General features: G+C 70.7%; 18 protein-coding genes. 10 read left to right on the top strand and 8 right to left on the bottom strand.

Going from position 1 to position 17,072, the window contains the following annotated elements; genetic code table 11:
* Positions 1–73 precede the first annotated feature (73 nt).
* Complete coding sequence (rnz, locus tag ACQUQ0_RS06930) at positions 74–1,015, bottom strand: ribonuclease Z (protein ID WP_435184060.1); 942 nt, start codon at positions 1,013–1,015, stop codon at positions 74–76.
* 114 nt (positions 1,016–1,129) lie between these two features.
* On the opposite strand from rnz, the gene ACQUQ0_RS06925 reads away from it, so the two are divergent.
* The 4 genes from ACQUQ0_RS06925 (at position 1,130) to ACQUQ0_RS06910 (ending at position 3,987) form a co-directional block, all read left to right on the top strand.
* A complete protein-coding gene (locus ACQUQ0_RS06925; protein WP_435184058.1) occupies positions 1,130–1,681 on the top strand; it encodes an SHOCT domain-containing protein in 552 nt (183 codons plus the stop codon).
* A gap of 80 nt (positions 1,682–1,761) precedes the next feature.
* The gene (locus ACQUQ0_RS06920; RefSeq protein WP_435184056.1) at positions 1,762–2,856 is read left to right on the top strand and encodes an AAA family ATPase; all 1,095 of its coding nucleotides are present in this window, start codon (positions 1,762–1,764) and stop codon (positions 2,854–2,856) included.
* A gap of 3 nt (positions 2,857–2,859) precedes the next feature.
* Positions 2,860–3,465: a protein sorting system archaetidylserine decarboxylase gene (locus tag ACQUQ0_RS06915; protein WP_435184054.1), complete on the top strand. Its 606-nt coding sequence runs from the start codon at positions 2,860–2,862 to the stop codon at positions 3,463–3,465.
* A gap of 102 nt (positions 3,466–3,567) precedes the next feature.
* Complete coding sequence (locus ACQUQ0_RS06910) at positions 3,568–3,987, top strand: hypothetical protein (RefSeq protein WP_435184052.1); 420 nt, start codon at positions 3,568–3,570, stop codon at positions 3,985–3,987.
* A gap of 20 nt (positions 3,988–4,007) precedes the next feature.
* Here ACQUQ0_RS06910 and ACQUQ0_RS06905 read toward each other — a convergent pair whose 3' ends face one another.
* Positions 4,008–5,009 (bottom strand): THUMP domain-containing protein, encoded by a 1,002-nt coding sequence (locus ACQUQ0_RS06905; protein WP_435184254.1) that lies wholly within the window; start codon positions 5,007–5,009, stop codon positions 4,008–4,010.
* Positions 5,010–5,148: 139 nt separating this feature from the next.
* Here ACQUQ0_RS06905 and ACQUQ0_RS06900 point away from each other — a divergent pair, with 139 nt between their 5' ends.
* Together ACQUQ0_RS06900 and ACQUQ0_RS06895 are read left to right on the top strand one after the other, a co-directional pair.
* Positions 5,149–5,712, top strand: a complete 564-nt coding sequence (locus ACQUQ0_RS06900; RefSeq protein WP_435184050.1) for a TATA-box-binding protein — start codon at positions 5,149–5,151, stop codon at positions 5,710–5,712.
* Positions 5,713–5,818: 106 nt separating this feature from the next.
* On the top strand, positions 5,819–6,220 hold the full coding sequence (locus ACQUQ0_RS06895) for a DUF7473 family protein (RefSeq protein WP_435184048.1): 402 nt from the start codon (positions 5,819–5,821) through the stop codon (positions 6,218–6,220).
* 33 nt (positions 6,221–6,253) lie between these two features.
* Here the strand turns inward: ACQUQ0_RS06895 and hisG are convergent, their stop codons facing one another.
* Positions 6,254–7,099, bottom strand: a complete 846-nt coding sequence (gene hisG / locus ACQUQ0_RS06890; protein WP_435184046.1) for an ATP phosphoribosyltransferase — start codon at positions 7,097–7,099, stop codon at positions 6,254–6,256.
* A gap of 107 nt (positions 7,100–7,206) precedes the next feature.
* Between hisG and hisB the strand changes: the two genes are divergently transcribed.
* Entirely contained in the window at positions 7,207–7,824 is a 618-nt protein-coding gene (hisB, locus tag ACQUQ0_RS06885) for an imidazoleglycerol-phosphate dehydratase HisB (protein WP_435184044.1), read from the top strand.
* Between the two features lie 16 nt (positions 7,825–7,840).
* Here the strand turns inward: hisB and ACQUQ0_RS06880 are convergent, their stop codons facing one another.
* Positions 7,841–8,701 (bottom strand): hypothetical protein, encoded by an 861-nt coding sequence (locus ACQUQ0_RS06880; protein ID WP_435184042.1) that lies wholly within the window; start codon positions 8,699–8,701, stop codon positions 7,841–7,843.
* A gap of 82 nt (positions 8,702–8,783) precedes the next feature.
* On the bottom strand, positions 8,784–9,590 hold the full coding sequence (locus ACQUQ0_RS06875) for a sulfurtransferase (protein WP_435184040.1): 807 nt from the start codon (positions 9,588–9,590) through the stop codon (positions 8,784–8,786).
* A 241-nt stretch (positions 9,591–9,831) separates the two neighbouring features.
* Between ACQUQ0_RS06875 and ACQUQ0_RS06870 the strand changes: the two genes are divergently transcribed.
* A complete protein-coding gene (locus ACQUQ0_RS06870; protein WP_435184038.1) occupies positions 9,832–10,698 on the top strand; it encodes a sulfurtransferase in 867 nt (288 codons plus the stop codon).
* Between the two features lie 28 nt (positions 10,699–10,726).
* Here ACQUQ0_RS06870 and ACQUQ0_RS06865 read toward each other — a convergent pair whose 3' ends face one another.
* The gene (locus tag ACQUQ0_RS06865; RefSeq protein WP_435184036.1) at positions 10,727–12,346 is read right to left on the bottom strand and encodes a stage II sporulation protein M; all 1,620 of its coding nucleotides are present in this window, start codon (positions 12,344–12,346) and stop codon (positions 10,727–10,729) included.
* A 54-nt stretch (positions 12,347–12,400) separates the two neighbouring features.
* Between ACQUQ0_RS06865 and ACQUQ0_RS06860 the strand changes: the two genes are divergently transcribed.
* Complete coding sequence (locus ACQUQ0_RS06860; RefSeq protein ID WP_435184034.1) at positions 12,401–13,012, top strand: transcription antitermination protein; 612 nt, start codon at positions 12,401–12,403, stop codon at positions 13,010–13,012.
* Between the two features lie 187 nt (positions 13,013–13,199).
* On the opposite strand, the gene ACQUQ0_RS06855 is transcribed toward ACQUQ0_RS06860, so the two are convergent.
* Together ACQUQ0_RS06855 and ACQUQ0_RS06850 are read right to left on the bottom strand one after the other, a co-directional pair.
* Complete coding sequence (locus ACQUQ0_RS06855; protein ID WP_435184032.1) at positions 13,200–13,469, bottom strand: DUF7553 family protein; 270 nt, start codon at positions 13,467–13,469, stop codon at positions 13,200–13,202.
* Positions 13,470–13,574: 105 nt separating this feature from the next.
* Positions 13,575–14,303, bottom strand: a complete 729-nt coding sequence (locus tag ACQUQ0_RS06850; RefSeq protein ID WP_435184030.1) for a hypothetical protein — start codon at positions 14,301–14,303, stop codon at positions 13,575–13,577.
* A 336-nt stretch (positions 14,304–14,639) separates the two neighbouring features.
* On the opposite strand from ACQUQ0_RS06850, the gene uvrB reads away from it, so the two are divergent.
* On the top strand, positions 14,640–16,799 hold the full coding sequence (gene uvrB, locus ACQUQ0_RS06845) for an excinuclease ABC subunit UvrB (protein WP_435184028.1): 2,160 nt from the start codon (positions 14,640–14,642) through the stop codon (positions 16,797–16,799).
* Positions 16,800–17,072: the final 273 nt, after the last annotated feature.

Genomic DNA, 17,072 nt, shown 5'->3' with positions numbered 1-17,072 from the left:
TCAGCGGTTGTCCGGCACGCCCGCGCGGGACCGCCGCTGCCGGCTGTTCGCTACTTCCCCGCGGAGCCGCCGCTCACCCCTCGTCGGCGTCGGGATACGGCACCTCGACCTTCTGTCCGTCGTCGGGGACGAAGGCCGACTCCCCCGCGAACGCCTCCTTTGCCTCCCGTTCGATCGGACTCGCGTCCCCGGCGTACCGCGAGGAGACGTGCGTGAGCGCGAGTCGCTTCGCCCCCGCGCGAGTGGCGATCTCGGCCGCCTCACGGGCCGTCGAGTGGCCGGTCTGTCTCGCGCGGTCGGCCCACTCCGCGGCGAACGTGGCGTCGTGGATCAGCAGGTCCGGCGCGTCCGTCACTTCGACAGCCGCATCGACGGGGCGCGTGTCGCCGGTGTAGACGAACTTGCGCCCGGGCCGGGGCTCGCCCACGACCTGCTCGGGCCGGACGACGGTCCCGTCGTCGAGTTCGACGGGCTCGCCGTCGTGGAGCCTGCCGAACTTCGGGCCGACGGGCACGCCGAGTTCCTCGGCCTTCTCCCGGTCGAACCGACCGCGGCGGTCGTCCTCGACGAGCGCGTAGCCCATCGAGCTGCTGCTCCGGTGTTCGGTCGGGAATGTCCGGACCTCGTAGTCGTCGCCGTCGAGCGCGACGCCGCCCGGCCGGACCTCGTGGACGGTGACCGGGAAGCCGGGCCGGTAGCCGCCGGCTTCGACGAGGTCCTTGAGGTGGCCCTTCGACCCGGGCGGGCCGTGGATCGCGATCGGCTCCTCGCGGTCGTTGAAGTCGAGGGTCTGGATCAGCCCCGGAATCCCGAGGACGTGGTCGCCGTGGAGGTGCGTGACGAACACGTGCGAGACCGCAAAGCCGGTGCCGAACCGCATCATCTGCCGCTGGGTGCCCTCGCCGCAGTCGAACAGCAGCCGCTCGCCCTCGCGCTCGACGAGGAACGCGCTCGGCGCTCGCTCCGTCGTCGGCACGGCCCCGCCCGTCCCGAGGAACGTCACGCGCATCGACATACCCGTCCTCGGCGTCGGCGTGGTAAACGCGTGTCGGATCGGCCGCCTCGACGCCCTCCGAGCGACGGCCGCGGCGGCGATACACCTTTCCCTCGCTCTCCCGACACCTCGACTATGAGCGAGCGGCGCGACGCCTCGCGGAGCGAGCGGTGGTGGAGCGACCGGGACCCGGCGGACTCGGACGACCCGGTCGTCGGCGCCACCGCGCTCTTGGTCCTCGGGGCGGGCCTCGGCTCGCTGTTCGGCGTGCCGGTCCTCGCGGCGGTCGACTTCTGGATCATCTTCGTCATCGGGTACGCCGTCGTCGTCCCCCTGGTGTCGCTGATCCGCGGACACCGCGCCCGCGACGCGGCCGACGACCGCTCGGGGTCGGCCGAGCGCCGGCGCCGAGTCGACGAGCGGTCGGACCGCGCGGACGAGTCCGAGGGCGTCGACGACGCGCTCGACCGCCTCCGCGACCGCTACGCCCGCGGCGACCTCTCCGAAGCGCAGTTCGAGCGGAAGCTCGAAGTGCTCCTGGAGACCGACACGCCCGAGAACGCCCGCGAGCGCGTCACCCGCGGCCGCGACAGGTCCGAAACGGCGAGCGGAGCAGGGACCGATTCCGAGCCCGGGTCCGCTGAACTCGACCGCGAGCGCGAACCCGAATCCGAGCGCCGTTCCTGAGCGGCTGGCGCCGCCCAGTCTGCGGCCGTGCCGAGCGCGGAGGGAGAGTTTCTTACCCCCCCGCCGACTACCTGCCGTCGATGGACGCGCCCCTGTGGACGGACACGCACGCGCCCTCGGTCTCCGACCTCCCGCAGTCGGAGGTCCGCGAGCGGCTCGCCCGCACGGTCGACGAACCGATGAACCTCGTGGTCCAGGGCCCGCCCGGCGTCGGCAAGACCGCGGCCGTCCGCGCGCTCGCCCGCGAGGCCCACGAGGATCCCGACGCGGACCTCGTCGAGATCAACGTCGCTGACTTCTTCGACCGGACGAAAAAGGAGATCCGCGAGGACCCGCGCTTCTCGCGCTTCCTCCAGGGGCAGACGGAGTTCTCCAAGCAGTACCGCCGCGGCGGCAAGGGGAACAAGTACAAGCGGGAGTGGTCCAAGCGGGACATGATCTCCCACGTGATGCAGGAGCTCGCGTCGTACCAGCCCGCCTCGGGGACGTACAAGACGGTGCTGCTCGACAACGCCGAGACCATCCGCGAGGACTTCCAGCAGGCGCTCCGCCGCGTGATGGAGCAGTACCACCGGAGCACCCAGTTCGTGATCACGACGCGTCAGCCCTCGAAGCTGATCCCGCCGATCCGCTCGCGCTGTTTCCCGATCCCGGTCCGCGCACCGACGACCGACGAGATCGAGGACGTTCTCGTCGAGATCGCCGACCGCGAGGAGGTCGACGCCGACCCGATGGCGCTGAACCTCGTCGCCTCGAAGGCCGACGGGGACCTCCGGTACGCCGTTCTCGCGGCCCAGCACGCCGCCGTCGAGGGCGACGGCGAGATCACGGTCGAGTCGGCTCAGACGGCGCTCTCCGAGGCGGGTCACGACGACGAACTGAAGGCCGTGCTGGATTCGGCCGCTCGGGGAGACGTCGGCGACGCCCGCGACAAACTCACCGAGCTCCTCGACGACCGCGGCTTCGGCGGTCAGGAACTTCTCTCGGAACTGCTCCGCGTCGCCGACACCTATCCCGAGGCGTTCGGCGAGTCGAACCTGATCCGTCTGCACCGCCTCGCGGGCGCGGTCGACCTCGACCTCGCGGAGGGCAACGACGCGCGGCTCCACCTCACCCACCTGCTCGCGGCGTGGACCGGCGGCCAGCGCGAACTCGACGGGGAGGCGCTCGCCTGACCGATGCGCTTTGCCCCCGGCGTCCGGCGGTTCGCCGTCCCGGCCTTCGCGGCGGCCGCGGTGTTGGCCCCGCTCGCGTTCCCCCTCGCGCTCGTCGCGCTCGCGGTCGGCGGCTTCGTCGCGTGGTTCTTCCGCGACCCCGAGCGCCAGCCGTCGGGCCCGGGCGTCGTCTCGCCCGCCGACGGGCGCGTCTCGGTCGTCCGCGAGGAGGGCGACCAACTCCGCGTGGGCGTGTTTATGAACGTCACCGACGTCCACGTGAACCGCGGCCCCTTCGACGGCCGAATCGAGCGCGTCAGCCACCGATCGGGCGCTCACCGCCCGGCGTTCTCGAAGGACTCCGAGCGCAACGAGCGCGTCGACGTCGCGGTCGCGACCGACGAGGGCCCGGCCGAAATCTCCCTCATCGCGGGCGCGTTCGCCCGGCGGATCCACCCCTACGTCGCCGAGGGCGACGACCTCGCCCGCGCGGCGCGGATCGGTCACATCGACTTCGGCTCCCGCGCCGACGTGTTGCTGCCGCCCGCCTACGACCGCGCGGACCTCCTCGTCGCCGAGGGCGACCGCGTCCGCGCGGGCGAGTCGATCGTCGCCGCGCGGGAGCGATAAGCGGGTCAGATGGGCGGTTCGGTCCCTGGCTGACGGTTCTCACCCGGTGACGACCACCGACTCGGCTTTCCTCGCGGGCGCCCTATCGACGGGTGATCGACGATGACCACACTCGCTCTCTCCGTCCCCGCGCCCGCGCTCGACCCGCTCGCCGTCTGGATCCTGATGGCGATCGTCGCGGTCTCGAACGGCGTCTTCCGAGAGCTCGTTTTGGTCCCTCGGATCGGCGAGTACCCCGGTCACGTCCTCAGCACCGCGCTCCTCGTGGCGGCGATCCTCGCCGTCTCGGGGGCGTTCTTCGCGACGGCGACCGTCGACTACTCGCCGGCGGAACTGCTCGCGATCGGGGCCGGCTGGACGGTCCTCACGGTCGGCTTCGAGTTTCTCGTCGGCCATCTGGAGGGGACACCCGTGAGCGAAACTGTCGCGCAGTACGACGTGCTCGCGGGCCAGGTCTGGATCCTGATCCCGCTGACGCTGCTGTTCGCGCCGCTCGTCTTCGGGTGGCTGCTGCGGTCCTGATCGCGGCCCTGAACTGCCTATCACCGCTCCAGGACGTGGACGTGCCGGACGAGCGACCGGTGGACGCGGCGCTCGAACCGCTCGTCGACCCGCCAGCCGGCGGCCTCAGCGGCGTCCGTCCACGAGCGGTCGGCGACGAGCACGCAGGAGGGCGCGATCCGCGCGGCCTCCGCGAGCGCGCCCGCGACCAGGTCTTCGAGTTCGTGGCCGGCGATCTTCGACTGGCGGCCGTACGGCGCGTCGAAGACGACGCCGTCGGCGGCGTCGTCGGCGAACGGAAGCGCTGTGGCGTCGCCGCGGACGACGGCCCAGTCCGGGTTCGCGCTTGCGACCGCCGCGCCGTCGCCGAGGTAGTGCGCGAGGTTCTCCGCCGCCCCCGACGCCATCTTCGCCTGCGCGTCGGAGCCGACGGCCCGCGCGCCGACGAGCCCGGTCTCGACGAGCAGCCCCCCGGTCCCGCACATCGGGTCGACGACGGTCGCGTCCGGGAGCGCGGGGCCGCCGGCGAGGTTTACGTACGCGCGGGCGTCCATCGGCGCCATGCTCCCGGGCTGGAAGAACGGCCGATCAGTCGGCGCCCGCGACCCGAAGGCGGCGTCGCGCTCGGCGACGGCCCAGCCCACGAGACAGACGTCGTCGGCGAAACAGACGCGAAGCACGTGGTCGGGATCGTCGAGATCGACGTCGAACCCCCGGTCGACGAGGACGCCGCCGAGCTCCCGCTCGGCCGCCGACGTGCTCACGTCGGCCGTCGCGCGGACGTCCCGTGCGCGGACGGCGACCGTCCCGGAGCGGTCGAACGACGCCGCCTCCAGCACCGCGACCGCGCTCGCGACGTCGGCGTCGGTCCGGCCGACCAGTTCGGAGACGCGGCGGGTGTACGCCAGCGTCGGGACGCGATCGGCGCGGATCCCGCGGGCGGTCGCGAGGCCGGGCGCGACCCGTTCGACGGCCGAGGCCGCGGCGCGCTCGGCTTCCACCGCGGCGAAGGCCTCGTCTCCCGCCTCGCCCGCGAGCTCCAGGTAGTACACGCTCCCACCTCGCTCCGGTCGCCAATCAGCGTGTCGACTGCCGGCTCCGACCGGTCGCTGACGCCCCCCGTCGGCGCGTCGATCCGCGCACCAACCTTTTTAAACCTTAAATACGAGATTTAAGTCGTCTATGAGCGATCCCAAGGACACCATCAACATCGAAAACGTCGTCGCCTCCACGGGGATCGGCCAGGAGCTCGACCTCCAGAGCGTCGCGATGGACCTCGAAGGGGCCGACTACGACCCCGAGCAGTTCCCGGGCCTCGTCTACCGGACCCAAGAGCCCAAGTCCGCCGCCCTCATCTTCCGCTCCGGCAAGATCGTCTGCACCGGTGCGAAGTCCACAGACGACGTCCACGAGAGCCTCCACATCGTCTTCGAGAAGCTGCGAGACCTCCAGATCCCCGTCGACGACGAGCCCGAGATCACGGTCCAGAACATCGTCACTTCTGCGGATCTGGGCCGCAATCTGAACCTCAACGCCATCGCCATCGGCCTCGGCCTCGAAAACATCGAGTACGAGCCCGAGCAGTTCCCAGGCCTCGTCTATCGCCTCGACGAGCCCTCGGTCGTGGCGCTGCTCTTCGGCTCCGGCAAGCTCGTCATCACCGGCGGCAAGGAGCCCGACGACGCCCGCGAGGCCGTCGACGTCATCACCTCCCGCCTCAGCGAACTCGGCCTGCTGGACGACTGATAGTGATTACTCTCGTCTCTTACCGCCGACGCCGTCACCGGGGGTGGCCTTCGGCGGTAAACAGTGAGAGCAATCGCTATGAGGCCCCGGTTTCGTCTCACGCCCGATGGTAACTCCCGCCCCGCTCTCGATCCCGCTTCAGTCGTCCCCCGCGACCCCGATCGCGATCGCCGGCACGTTCGCGTCCTTCGCGGTCTTCCTCTCGGTGACGGCGCACATCGCCGCCCGCAACGTCCTCGGCGACGTGCCCGTCCGCAACGCGTTCGTCGTCGGCCCGATCCCGGCGGTGGTGAGCGTCCTCGCGGCGGCGTTCGCGCGGAACAGCCCGCCGGCCCTCTTTGCGGCGCTCGCCGTCGCGCTCGCCCTCGACGGGGTCGCGATCTACCTCCTCTACGGCGAGTCGCGCCGCCTGTCGGCGTACATCACGCTGATCCACTTCGTCGTCAGCGTCATCCTCGGGACGATCCTCTTCGGCGTGCTGGCGATCATCCAGAGCGCGCCCGGCTGATCTGGCACGCGGGGCGCTCTGGGGCGCCGCGACCTACTCCACGAGCCGCTCGATCTCGGTGACGAGGATTCCGGAGGCGCCGACCGCCTTGAGGTCGTTGACGACCTCGAAGACGTCGCGCTCGTCGACGACGACGTGGACCGCGACGGTGTCGTCGCCGGCGACGTCCATCACCGTCGGGCCGTCCAGTCCCGGAATGACCTCGCGGACGTCGCCGAGGCGCTCGCGGGGGACGTTCATCATCACGTAGCGCTTGTCCTCGGCCGCGAGCACCGACTCGAAGGCCGTCACCAGCTGTTCGACCTTCGGGTCGTCGGCGTAGTCCGGGTGGGCGTACAGCCGGACCGAGGAGTCGAGCACCTCGTCGATCACGGCAAGGCGGTTCATCCGGAGGGTCGTCCCCGTCGAGGTGATGTCGACGATGGCGTCGGCCATCTCGACGTGCGGCGTCAGTTCGGTCGCGCCCGTCACCTCCACGACGTCGGCGTCGATGCCCTCTCGCTCCAGGTACCCGCGGGTGATCCGCGGGAACTCCGTCGCGACGCTGCCGCCCGCGAGGTCCTCGGGAGACGTGATCTCGCCCTCCTCGGGCGCGGCGAGGACCAGGCGACACCGACCGAACTCCAGGTCGACCAGCTCGACGAGGTCACAGCCCGACTCGACGACTTGGTCGCGGCCGGTGATCCCCACCGCGGCGGCGCCGTCGGCGACGTACTCCGGGATGTCGGCGGCGCGGGCGAAGAGCACCGTCACCTCGGGGTCGACGGTGTCGGCGTAGAGCTTCCGGTCCGCGGCGCTCTCGATGTGGAGCCCCGCCCGTTCCAGCAGGTCGACGCTCGGGTCGTGCAGGCGGCCCTTGTTGGGGACGGTGATGCGCATACCTGAGCCTCGCTCGCCCGCGACGTACCACTTTCGGACGGCGGGCGCGCCGTGCGGTCCCGAGAGAGAGGCACAACGATCATAGGCGCGCGCGTCGATTCGCCGGTATGACCGACACCGACGCCGACGAGGGCGACGCCGCGGCCCGAGAGGCCGCCGTCACCCGCGAGACGGCCGAGACGACGATCGACCTCACGCTGGCGGTCGACGGCGACGGCGACAGCGCGGTCGAGACGGGGATCGGCTTCTTCGACCACATGCTGGAGTCGTTCGCCAAGCACGGCCTCTTCGACCTCACGGTCCGCTGCGACGGCGACCTGGAGATCGACGACCACCACACCGTCGAGGACGTCGCGATCGTCCTCGGGGAGGCCCTGGCTGAGGCGCTCGGCGACAAGCGCGGCATCGTCCGCTACGCCGACCGGCGGGTCCCGCTCGACGAGGCGGTCGCGGACGTCGTCGTCGACGTCAGCGGGCGGCCGCACTTCGAGTTCGAGGGGTCCTTCTCCCAGTCCCGGATCGGCGACTTCACGAGCGATATGGCCCGCCACTTCGCCTACTCGCTGGCGATGAACGCCGGGCTGACGCTGCACGTCGGGGTCGACGGCGAGAACGCCCACCACGAGGTCGAAGCGCTGTTCAAGGCGCTCGCGCGCGCGCTCGACGACGCCACGCGGATCGACTCCCGGCGGAGCGACACGCCGAGCACGAAGGGCGCGCTGTAATTCATAGTAACCACTATCAGGCCTTCCGCAGCGTCTCGCCGTCGTCTTCGAGCAGGTCGCGGTCGACGGCGTACGCCAGGATCTCGTCGACCTCTCTCTCCCCGAGGTCGTACGCGCTCGTGGCGAGTTCGACGATCTCGTCGCGGGCGACGGGGAACTCCCGGTTGCCGAGGAGGCGCATCACGGTCCGGAACTTCGGCGGCTCCTCGCCGGGCGCGGCCGTCGAGCTCGCCCCGTCGTCCGCCGTTTCCGACGCCGAGGCTTCGTCCGTTCCTCCAAGCCCCGACTCCGCTTTCGACTCCGAGTCCTCGTCTGTCGGCGCTGCCGCGTCGCCCTCGCTGAGCGGCGGGACCGCCTCCTCGTCGACCACCCGATCCGGCCCGGCGTCCGAGTCGGCGGCGTCCTCGACGCCGACGTCCGCATGCCCGTCGGTGGCGTCGTCGCGTTCGCCGCTGTCGCTTTCGTCGTCGCCGCGTTCGCCGTCGCCACTACCTTCGCCGCTTCCGGCGCTTCCGCCGGTCTCGTCGCTTCCGCTCGCACTCGGTTCGTTCCCGCCCGCCCGCAGGTCCGGAATCCCGCCCTGTCCGGACTCGGACAGCGACGTGCCGCCGGGGTCGTCGTCGGCGAAGGAGTCCGTCGGCGCGACGTCCTCGTCGGCCGGAGTTGCTCTGTTGTCGTCGCCTTCGGCCTCGCTCTCGACGCCGAGCCGCGCGAGCAGGGGCGCGAGCACGCCTTCGAGGGTCTCTCGGCAGTCCCCGCAGAGCACGAGGCGTCGCTGTTCGCCCTCCGTCGGCGACAGCTCCGGAGGGACGACCTCGTAGACGCCCGTCGCCTCCTCGTCGCAGAAGTCACAGGATCGCAGCTGGCGCATCGGCATACCTCAGTCTCTGCCGGGGCGCGAATAAAACCCGTCGCCGCGCGATAGCCGAGAGCGACCGGCGCGGGGCGCCTCGCCTCCGCTACTCCGATTCCGTTTCGCTCCCCGTCTCGACGGGGCCGCCGCGCTCTGTCCACTCCGTGAGGCTCCCCTCGTAGAAGCCGACGTCCTCGTAGCCGAGCGACCGCAGGACGACGTAGGTGTGGCTGATCCGGCGCGCGGTGTTGCAGTACAGAAGAATCTGAGCGTCGGGGACGATCCCGGCGGCTTCGAGGATCTCCCGGAGGTCGGCCTCGGGCTTCAGCCCGCGCGTCTCGTCGTCGACGAGGTCCCGCCAGTCGACGTTGACCGCGCCGGGGAGGTGGCCCTCGGCGAACTCCTGGGGGTCGCGGGTGTCGACGATCACGGTCCGCTCGTCGTCGAGCGCGTCCAGCACGGCCTCGTAGTCGACGAGCGGCGAGTGCTCGGGCTCCCGGACGGCGTAGTCGGTCGGCTCGGGCGACGCCGACTCCGAGGTGGTCTCGCGCTCCCGGTTCCACGCGCTGTAGTCGCCGTCGAGCAGGTGCAGTTTATCGATCGGATGGCCGTATAGCTCGGCGGTCACGAGGAAACGCGCCGCGAACACGCCGTGGGTGTCGTCGTAGGCGACGAGGTGGTCCGCGGGACCGACGCCCGCCGCCGAGAGCAGCGACTCCCAGGGCTCCGCGCCGGGGAGCATCCCCTCGTCGCCGGCCTCGCTGCGGAACTCCCCGAAGGGGACGTTCACCGCGCCCGGCACGTGGCCGATGCCGTCGAACTCCCAGCCGTCGCGGACGTCGATCACGCTCGTGTCCTCGTCTCCGAGCCGCTCGGCCAGCCACGCGGCCGACACGACGACGTTCTCGTACATACCTGTGGGTTCGGGAAGCCGGGCCTTCAACGTGGCCGATCCGGCCGCGAGACGTCGGTGTCAGAGAAACAAGAGGATATTGCCGGGAATGTGCTCGGAACGCGGGCCCCGTCTCGTCGTCGCGCCCGCAGTCTCCCACACGTGCGATTGAACCGGCAACATTTTCTGGATAGTGGGAGGATGGGCAGTACGCGCCGTAGATGTGAGGATTATACGGGATGGGGTCTATTGGGGAAACGCAATGACAGACGACGGCTACGCGAAAGACGTGCTCGTCTCCCCGGAGTGGGTAGAAGAGCACCTCGACGAGTTCCAGAGCGACGACTCCGACTATCGACTGGTGGAAGTCGACGTCGACACCGAGGCGTACGACGAGGGCCACGCCCCCGGCGCCATCGGCTTCAACTGGGAGACGCAGCTCCAGGACCAGACCACCCGCGACATCCTCGACAAGGAGGACTTCGAGGAGCTGCTGGGCGGCCACGGCATCTCCGAGGACTCAACGGTTGTGCTGTACGGCGACAACTCCAACTGGTTCGCGGCCTACACCTACTGGCAGTTCAAGTACTACGGCCACGACGACGTCCGGCTCCTGAACGGCGGCCGCGACTACTGGATCGACAACGACTACCCGACCACCGAGGAGGTCCCGGAGTTCCCCGAGGTCGACTACACCGCCAAGGGCCCCTTCGAGTCCATCCGCGCGTACCGCGACGACGTCGAGCACGCGGTCGACGAGGGTCTTCCGCTCGTGGACGTCCGCTCGCCCGAGGAGTTCCGCGGCGACATCCTCGCCCCGCCGGGACTGCAGGAGACCGCCCAGCGCGGCGGCCACATCCCCGGCGCCCAGAACATCTCCTGGGCGGCGACCGTCAACGACGACGGGACGTTCAAGTCGGCCGAGGAGCTGAAGGAACTCTACGAGGACCAGGGCATCGACGGCTCGGAGACGACCGTCGCCTACTGCCGGATCGGCGAGCGCTCGTCGATCGCGTGGTTCGCGCTGCACGAACTGCTCGGCTACGACGAGGTCGTCAACTACGACGGCTCCTGGACCGAGTGGGGCAACCTCGTCGGCGCCCCCGTCGAGACCGGCGACGCCGAGTAACGCGGCCGAGTCCGATTTTCCGTTTCTTTCACCCGCCGAGCACCAGCGCCGCGATCGCCGGCGTGAGGAACGCCTCGATGAGTCCGGCAACGACGAACAGCGGCGCCAGTCCGAGGAGCACGCGGTAGGCCAAGCGCACCGCGTCGACGACGTCGTCGGCGCCGCGCCGACCCCGGAACGCGCCGAGGGCGACGGCGCCGAGGTGGAGGCCGAGCGCCCCGCCGACGACGAGCGCGGGGACCTCGACGACGCCGTGGGGCGCCACAAGCGCCGCGAACGCCGTCGGATCGAACGCGCCGCCGACGGCGCCGACGAGCAGGCCGTTGAAGCCGAGGCTCACGACCGCCGGCACGCCCGCGGCCAGCCCGCTGTACGCGAGGTCGGCCGCGACGAGCCAGTTGTTGACCGCGAGGTTCACGGCCGTCCCGACGGGCCCCAGCGGCCCGCCGCCGAAGACGCCGCCGACGTCGCTGCCGACGGGCAGCGTCACGCCGAACGAGGAGGTCGCGACCCAGCCGATCGCGCCTCCGGCGAGGATGCAGGCGAGCGCCGCGAGGTTCGCGACCGGGTGGTCGCGGACGAACGCTCCCGCCTCACGGAGGCCGCCGAGGAACGCCGCCCGCGCCCGGCCGTCCAGCGGCGTCGGATTCGGATCGTCCGGGAGCGCGGTCTCGGCGTACACCGAGGTCTTGTACCCGTCGACGATCGGCGGGAGCGCGATCGCGCCCACGAGCCCCGTCAGTCGCGCCGTGCCGGTCAGGGATCCCGCGACCGCGACCGTCACGCTGACGACGAGCGCGCCGAACGCGACGGCGACGTAGCCGAGGAACGCCGTCGGCCGGTCGAGGGGGAACCGGACGCTCCGGCGGACCGCAGCCAGGGCGCCCGCGTCGTCGACGACGACCGCCTGCTCCGCGAAGGCGAAGAGCAGCACGATCACGAGGACGAGCACCGCGGCGACGAGCGCGCCCAGGACGGCGATCCCGGCGGCGGCGACCGATCCCCCGACGGACGGCGCGGCCCCGGCCCCGCTGGCCGACGCGGCCGCGCCGAGGACCGCGCTCGCGACGCCGGCGACGACGCTCCCCAGCGGGACGACCACGACCGCGAGGGCGAGAAGGAAGAGGACGCGAACGCCGAGGATCGAGCGCCAGTACGCCGCGGCGCCGTCGACCCCTGCCCGGACGCCGTCGCCGCCGCGGAGGAGGCCGGCGATGCCGCCGACCGCCACCGCGCTCCCGACCGCGGAGGCGACGATGCCGAGGACGGCTGCGCCGAGCGCGCCGAGCGCCAGGAGCGCGACGATCTCGGGCGTGAGGAGGTTCCCGACCGCGTCGCCGAACCCCGGTCCGAGCTGGTCGGGGTTCACGGTTCCCGAGGCGAACGGGTCGGAGCCGGCCGCGTCGCCGCTCGCCGCGCGCTGACTCCGGCGCAGCACCTCGACGAACGGATCCAGACGACCGCTCGCGCCGGCGATCCAGAGGGCGACCAGGCCGGCCACGAGCAGCGGGACGCGCGCGATACCGTACAGCCCGCTCGCGAGCAGATAGAGCGGGAGGACCGACGCCGAGCGCTCGGCGAGCGCCCGCCAGCCGGTCCGGAGGGCGGTGGAGGGCTTCACGCCCGGCACGTCTCGACGCGGCGGCATAGGTGTTCGGGCGGTGTCGATGGCTACAAGCGCGTCGGCGCGCATCTGGCGGATATGAACGCTTCCGACCTCGAAGCGGCGCTCCGAGACGACCACGAGACGGCCTTCTCGCGGCTGGGTTCCTCGAAGGCGATGTACGCGCTCACCGCGGGCGAGATGGACGGCAACAGCGTCCGCGCGGCCGCGGCCGCGGACGCCCTCGCGCTCGCGTCGGTCCTCGACGACTGGGCCGACGACGGCGACGCCGACGTCCGATCGCTCTACGCGGACCTCGCCGCGGCCGCCCGCGAGCACGCCGAAGCCGTCGCCGACGATCCCTCGCTCGACGAGTCGCCGCCGCTGTACGACGCCCTCGACGGCTTCGAGTCGACGCCGGAGCGCCTGGGCGGCCTCCTCGGTCGCTACCTGGTGTCCCTGGAGTACGTCGGTCAGATGGTCGGCTTCTTCGTCGGCGACGCCGACCCGATGGCCGCGAACGACTTCCGCGGGCTCCGCTCGGACCTCGAATCCGAACGCGACCGCGTCGCCGAGGCGCTCGATGCGGCCTGCGACGGCGACGACTGGGACCGCGCCGGGGACGCGGCCGACGCCGTGATCGAGGCCGCCTACGACGACTACGTCGAGACGCTCCAGTCGATGGGCATCAAGCCGAAGAACGTCTGCTGATCTCGCCGAGCCGATTTCTCACGCCGCGGTCGTCACTCGTCGTCTCAGGCGACATCTCCACCAGAAATAGAGGGGTATCGGCAGTCGTCGCTCGACGCCGGTCCGACTCATACTGTCGGACACAAGTCTGTGAAGAATTTCGCCCCCCTGGGCGGCGAATATCTTGAAACAGTTGTGTCCGACAGTATCAGACGCCCTCGACGCCCTCCCGGAACGTCGAGAGCTTCTCGCGGGCCTCGACGACGGCCTCGCGGACCTCGCCCTCGGTGTCGTCGGCCAGTTCGCCGAGCGCGTTCATGTGGCGGGCCAGCCGCCCGTGGTCGGGGCCGCGGTCGCGCGCCGCCAGCGTCGCGATCGCGTCCGACTGGTCGTAGATGCGCTGCTGTGTGTCGCCGCTTGCGGCCTCGGCGGCCTCGCGGAGTCGATCGCTCGCCTCCTGGAGCAGTTCTCCGGCCATACGCGGGGATTTCGCACCGACTCACAAGAGTGTTTCACACGCCGCCTCGATCCCGTGCGGCGTCGACGAGAATCGACGGAGGGCGTGGGCACGGCCCCTCCGCGCTCAGAACAGGCCGAGCCCCACCCAGGCCGCGACGCCGGCGATCAGCACGCCGGCGAGCGTCCGCGCGATTCCCGCGGTGCGGGCGTCGACGCTCACGAGCCCGAAGAGCGTCCCGACGCCGGCACCGACGAGGCTCATCGTGCCCACGATCGCGACGGCGTAGGCGCCGACCGAGAGCGCGACGACGTCGGCGCCGTGGGTCGGAAACAGGGTCGACGCGAAGAGGATCATCGACATCGGCGGCGACAGCGTAAAGAGCGCGCCGACGAGGCCCGTCCGGAGGTAGGTCCGGACGCCGTGGTCGTGGTCGCTCTGCGCGTGGGCGTGGGTGTGACCCCAGCGCCCGTGGACGTGGAAGTGGCTGTGGGCGCCGTCGTGGTCGTGGGTCCCCTCGGCGGCGTGGTCACGGCCGCGACGCAGCGAGCGGAGCCCGCTCCAGGCCATCCCGATCCCGAGCGCGCCGAGCAGGACCACCACGCCGACCGTGCCGACGGCGTCGAGGACGGCGGGGAAGGAGGTCCGTCCCAGGAGGAGATAGCCGACGCCGAGCCAGCAGACGACGAGCGCGACGTGCCCGAGGCTGAAGCACGCGCCCGCCAGCGCCGAGAGCCTGGAGTCGCCGTAGCGGCTCGTGAGCGAGGAGATGCCGGCCACGTGATCCGGCTCGACCGCGTGGGTCGCGCCGAGGACGGCGGCGGTGGCCATCGCCCCGTACACCGCGCCGCTCATCGGTCGGTCACTTTCCCCGCGATCTGTCCCGTCGCGAGTCCACCGGTCGAGGCCATTACCTCTACCTGGACGAATATCGACAAAGTATGTTTTCGGATTCGCAATATTCACCGAAACAGGTTCGAGGTCCGGCAGAATAATACGATTGCTAGAACACATCTACGAACCGCGCCTCCCACGTCGTCTCTGCGCGCGCCGAGACGGCGCCGTTCGCGCCGCCCGTCGACGTGCTGTCGGCCGAACACGAGCGCGCCGACCGGCGGCTCCTCCTGAGTTAGCTCGTCGGAACCGCCCGGACCGACCCCCTCAAGTGCGTGTGTCTCCTATCGAGTCCCGATGAGCGACACCTCCGGATCGAGTCCGCTCGCGCCCGACAGGCCGGCAGCCGAGCGGGCGTTCCGCGTCGACGCGCCGTTCGATCCCGCGGGCGACCAGCCCGACGCCATCGAGCAGCTGGTCGAGGGCTTCGAGTCCGGGATGACAAAGCAGACCCTGCTCGGCGTCACGGGGTCGGGGAAGACCAACACCGTCTCGTGGGTCGTCGAGGAGCTGCAACAGCCCACGCTGGTCATCGCGCACAACAAGACCCTCGCCGCGCAGCTCTACGAGGAGTTCCGAAATCTGTTCCCCGACAACGCGGTCGAGTACTTCGTCTCTTACTACGACTACTACCAGCCGGAGGCCTACGTCGAACAGACCGACACCTACATCGACAAGGACATGTCGATCAACGAGGAGATCGACCGGCTCCGCCACTCCGCCACGCGGTCGCTCCTGACCCGCGACGACGTCATCGTCGTCGCCTCAGTCTCGGCGATCTACGGGCTCGGCGACCCGGCGAACTACACGGAGATGGCGCTCCGGATCGAGCGCGGCGACCGGCTCGACCGCGACGACCTCCTCTCCAAACTGGTGGACCTGAACTACGAGCGCAACGACGTCGACTTCCAGCAGGGGACGTTCCGCGTCCGCGGCGACACCGTCGAGGTGTACCCGATGTACGGCCGCTACGCCGTCCGCATCGAGTTCTGGGGCGACGAGATCGATCGGCTCACCAAGCTCGATCCCCTGAACGGCGAGGTCGTCTCCGAGGAGCCCGCCGTCCTGGTCCACCCGGCCGAGCACTACTCGATCCCCGACGAGCGACTGGAGGACGCGATCGACGAGATCGAAGAGCTGATGCACGAGCGCGTGAGCTACTTCGAGCGCCAGGGCGACCTCGTCGCCGCCCAGCGCATCGAGGAGCGCACGACCTTCGACATCGAGATGCTCCGGGAGACGGGCCACTGCTCGGGCATCGAGAACTACTCGGTCCACCTCTCCGACCGGGATTCGGGCGAGCCGCCCTACACCCTCCTCGATTACTTCCCCGACGACTTCCTCACCGTCGTCGACGAGTCCCACCAGACCCTCCCCCAGATCCGCGGGCAGTTCGCGGGCGACAAGTCCCGGAAGGACTCCTTAGTCGAGAACGGCTTCCGGCTCCCCACCGCCTACGACAACCGCCCGCTCACCTTCGAGGAGTTCGAGGAGAAGACCGACCGGACGCTGTACGTCTCGGCGACGCCCGGCGACTACGAGCGCGAGCACTCCGAGCAGATCGTCGAGCAGATCGTCCGGCCGACCCACCTGGTCGACCCCGAGATCGAGGTCGAAGACGCCACCGGCCAGGTCGACGACCTGATGGACCGCATCGACGAGCGGATCGAGCGCGACGAGCGCGTGCTCGCCACGACGCTCACGAAGCGGATGGCCGAGGACCTCACGGAGTTCCTCGAAGAGTCGGGCGTCGACGTCGCGTATATGCACGACGAGACCGACACGCTGGAGCGCCACGAGCTCGTGCGGGACTTGCGGCTCGGAAACATCGACGTGCTCGTCGGCATCAATCTCCTGCGGGAGGGGCTGGACATCCCCGAGGTCTCGCTCGTCGCCATCCTCGACGCTGACCAGGAGGGCTTCCTCCGCTCGGAGACGACGCTCGTCCAGACGATGGGGCGGGCGGCGCGGAACGTCGAGGGCCAGGTCGTCCTCTACGCCGACGACACGACCGACGCGATGGAGTCGGCGATCGAGGAGACGCGTCGCCGCCGGCGGATCCAGCGGGAGTACAACGAGGAACACGGCTTCGAGCCGCAAACGATCGAAAAGGAGATCGGCGAGGCGAACCTCCCCGGCAGCGGCGGCAGCGGGTCGCCCTCGCCGGACGAGGACCCCGACGACGAGGACGAAGCCCGCGAGCGGATCGCCTACCTCGAAGAGCGGATGCAGGAGGCGGCCGACAACCTCGAATTCGAGTTGGCCGCGGACATCCGCGACCGCATCCGCGACCTCCGTCAGGAGTTCGGAATCGTCGACGACGACGCCGACGAGGGCGTCGATCCCGGCGACGACCCGCTGGATGCGGTCCCCGCGGAGGACCCCGTCGACGGCGTGCCCGCGGGCGACGAGCCGGTCGACGTGACGCCGGGGCGCGAGGACGCCGACGAGGACTGACGGCGCACGCGACTACGTGGCTTCCAGGGCCGATTCCCCCGACGCCGCCGCGGTACGCACTCGCACGGACGTCCCCGAACCTCAAGATTTATTCCCCGGTCGTTGCTATCGGGCGGCTACGATGAGTCAGGATTCGGCGCGCCGCGGTGTCGGCCGGCACTTCCGTCGCGATACCCGCGGGGGGATCACGTAGATGTCCCGCCGCACCCGTCGGTCGTCGCCCGCACCGGACGCGCCCCTCGCCGTCGCCACAGTTCGTGAGTATGTCGCCGT

Source organism: Halobellus sp. EA9, from assembly GCF_051195055.1.
In the GTDB taxonomy this organism is placed as follows: Archaea; Halobacteriota; Halobacteria; order Halobacteriales; family Haloferacaceae; genus Haloquadratum; species Haloquadratum rubicundus.
Note: the sequence above shows the minus strand (reverse complement) of the source record. Positions and strands in the feature narration are given on the sequence as shown.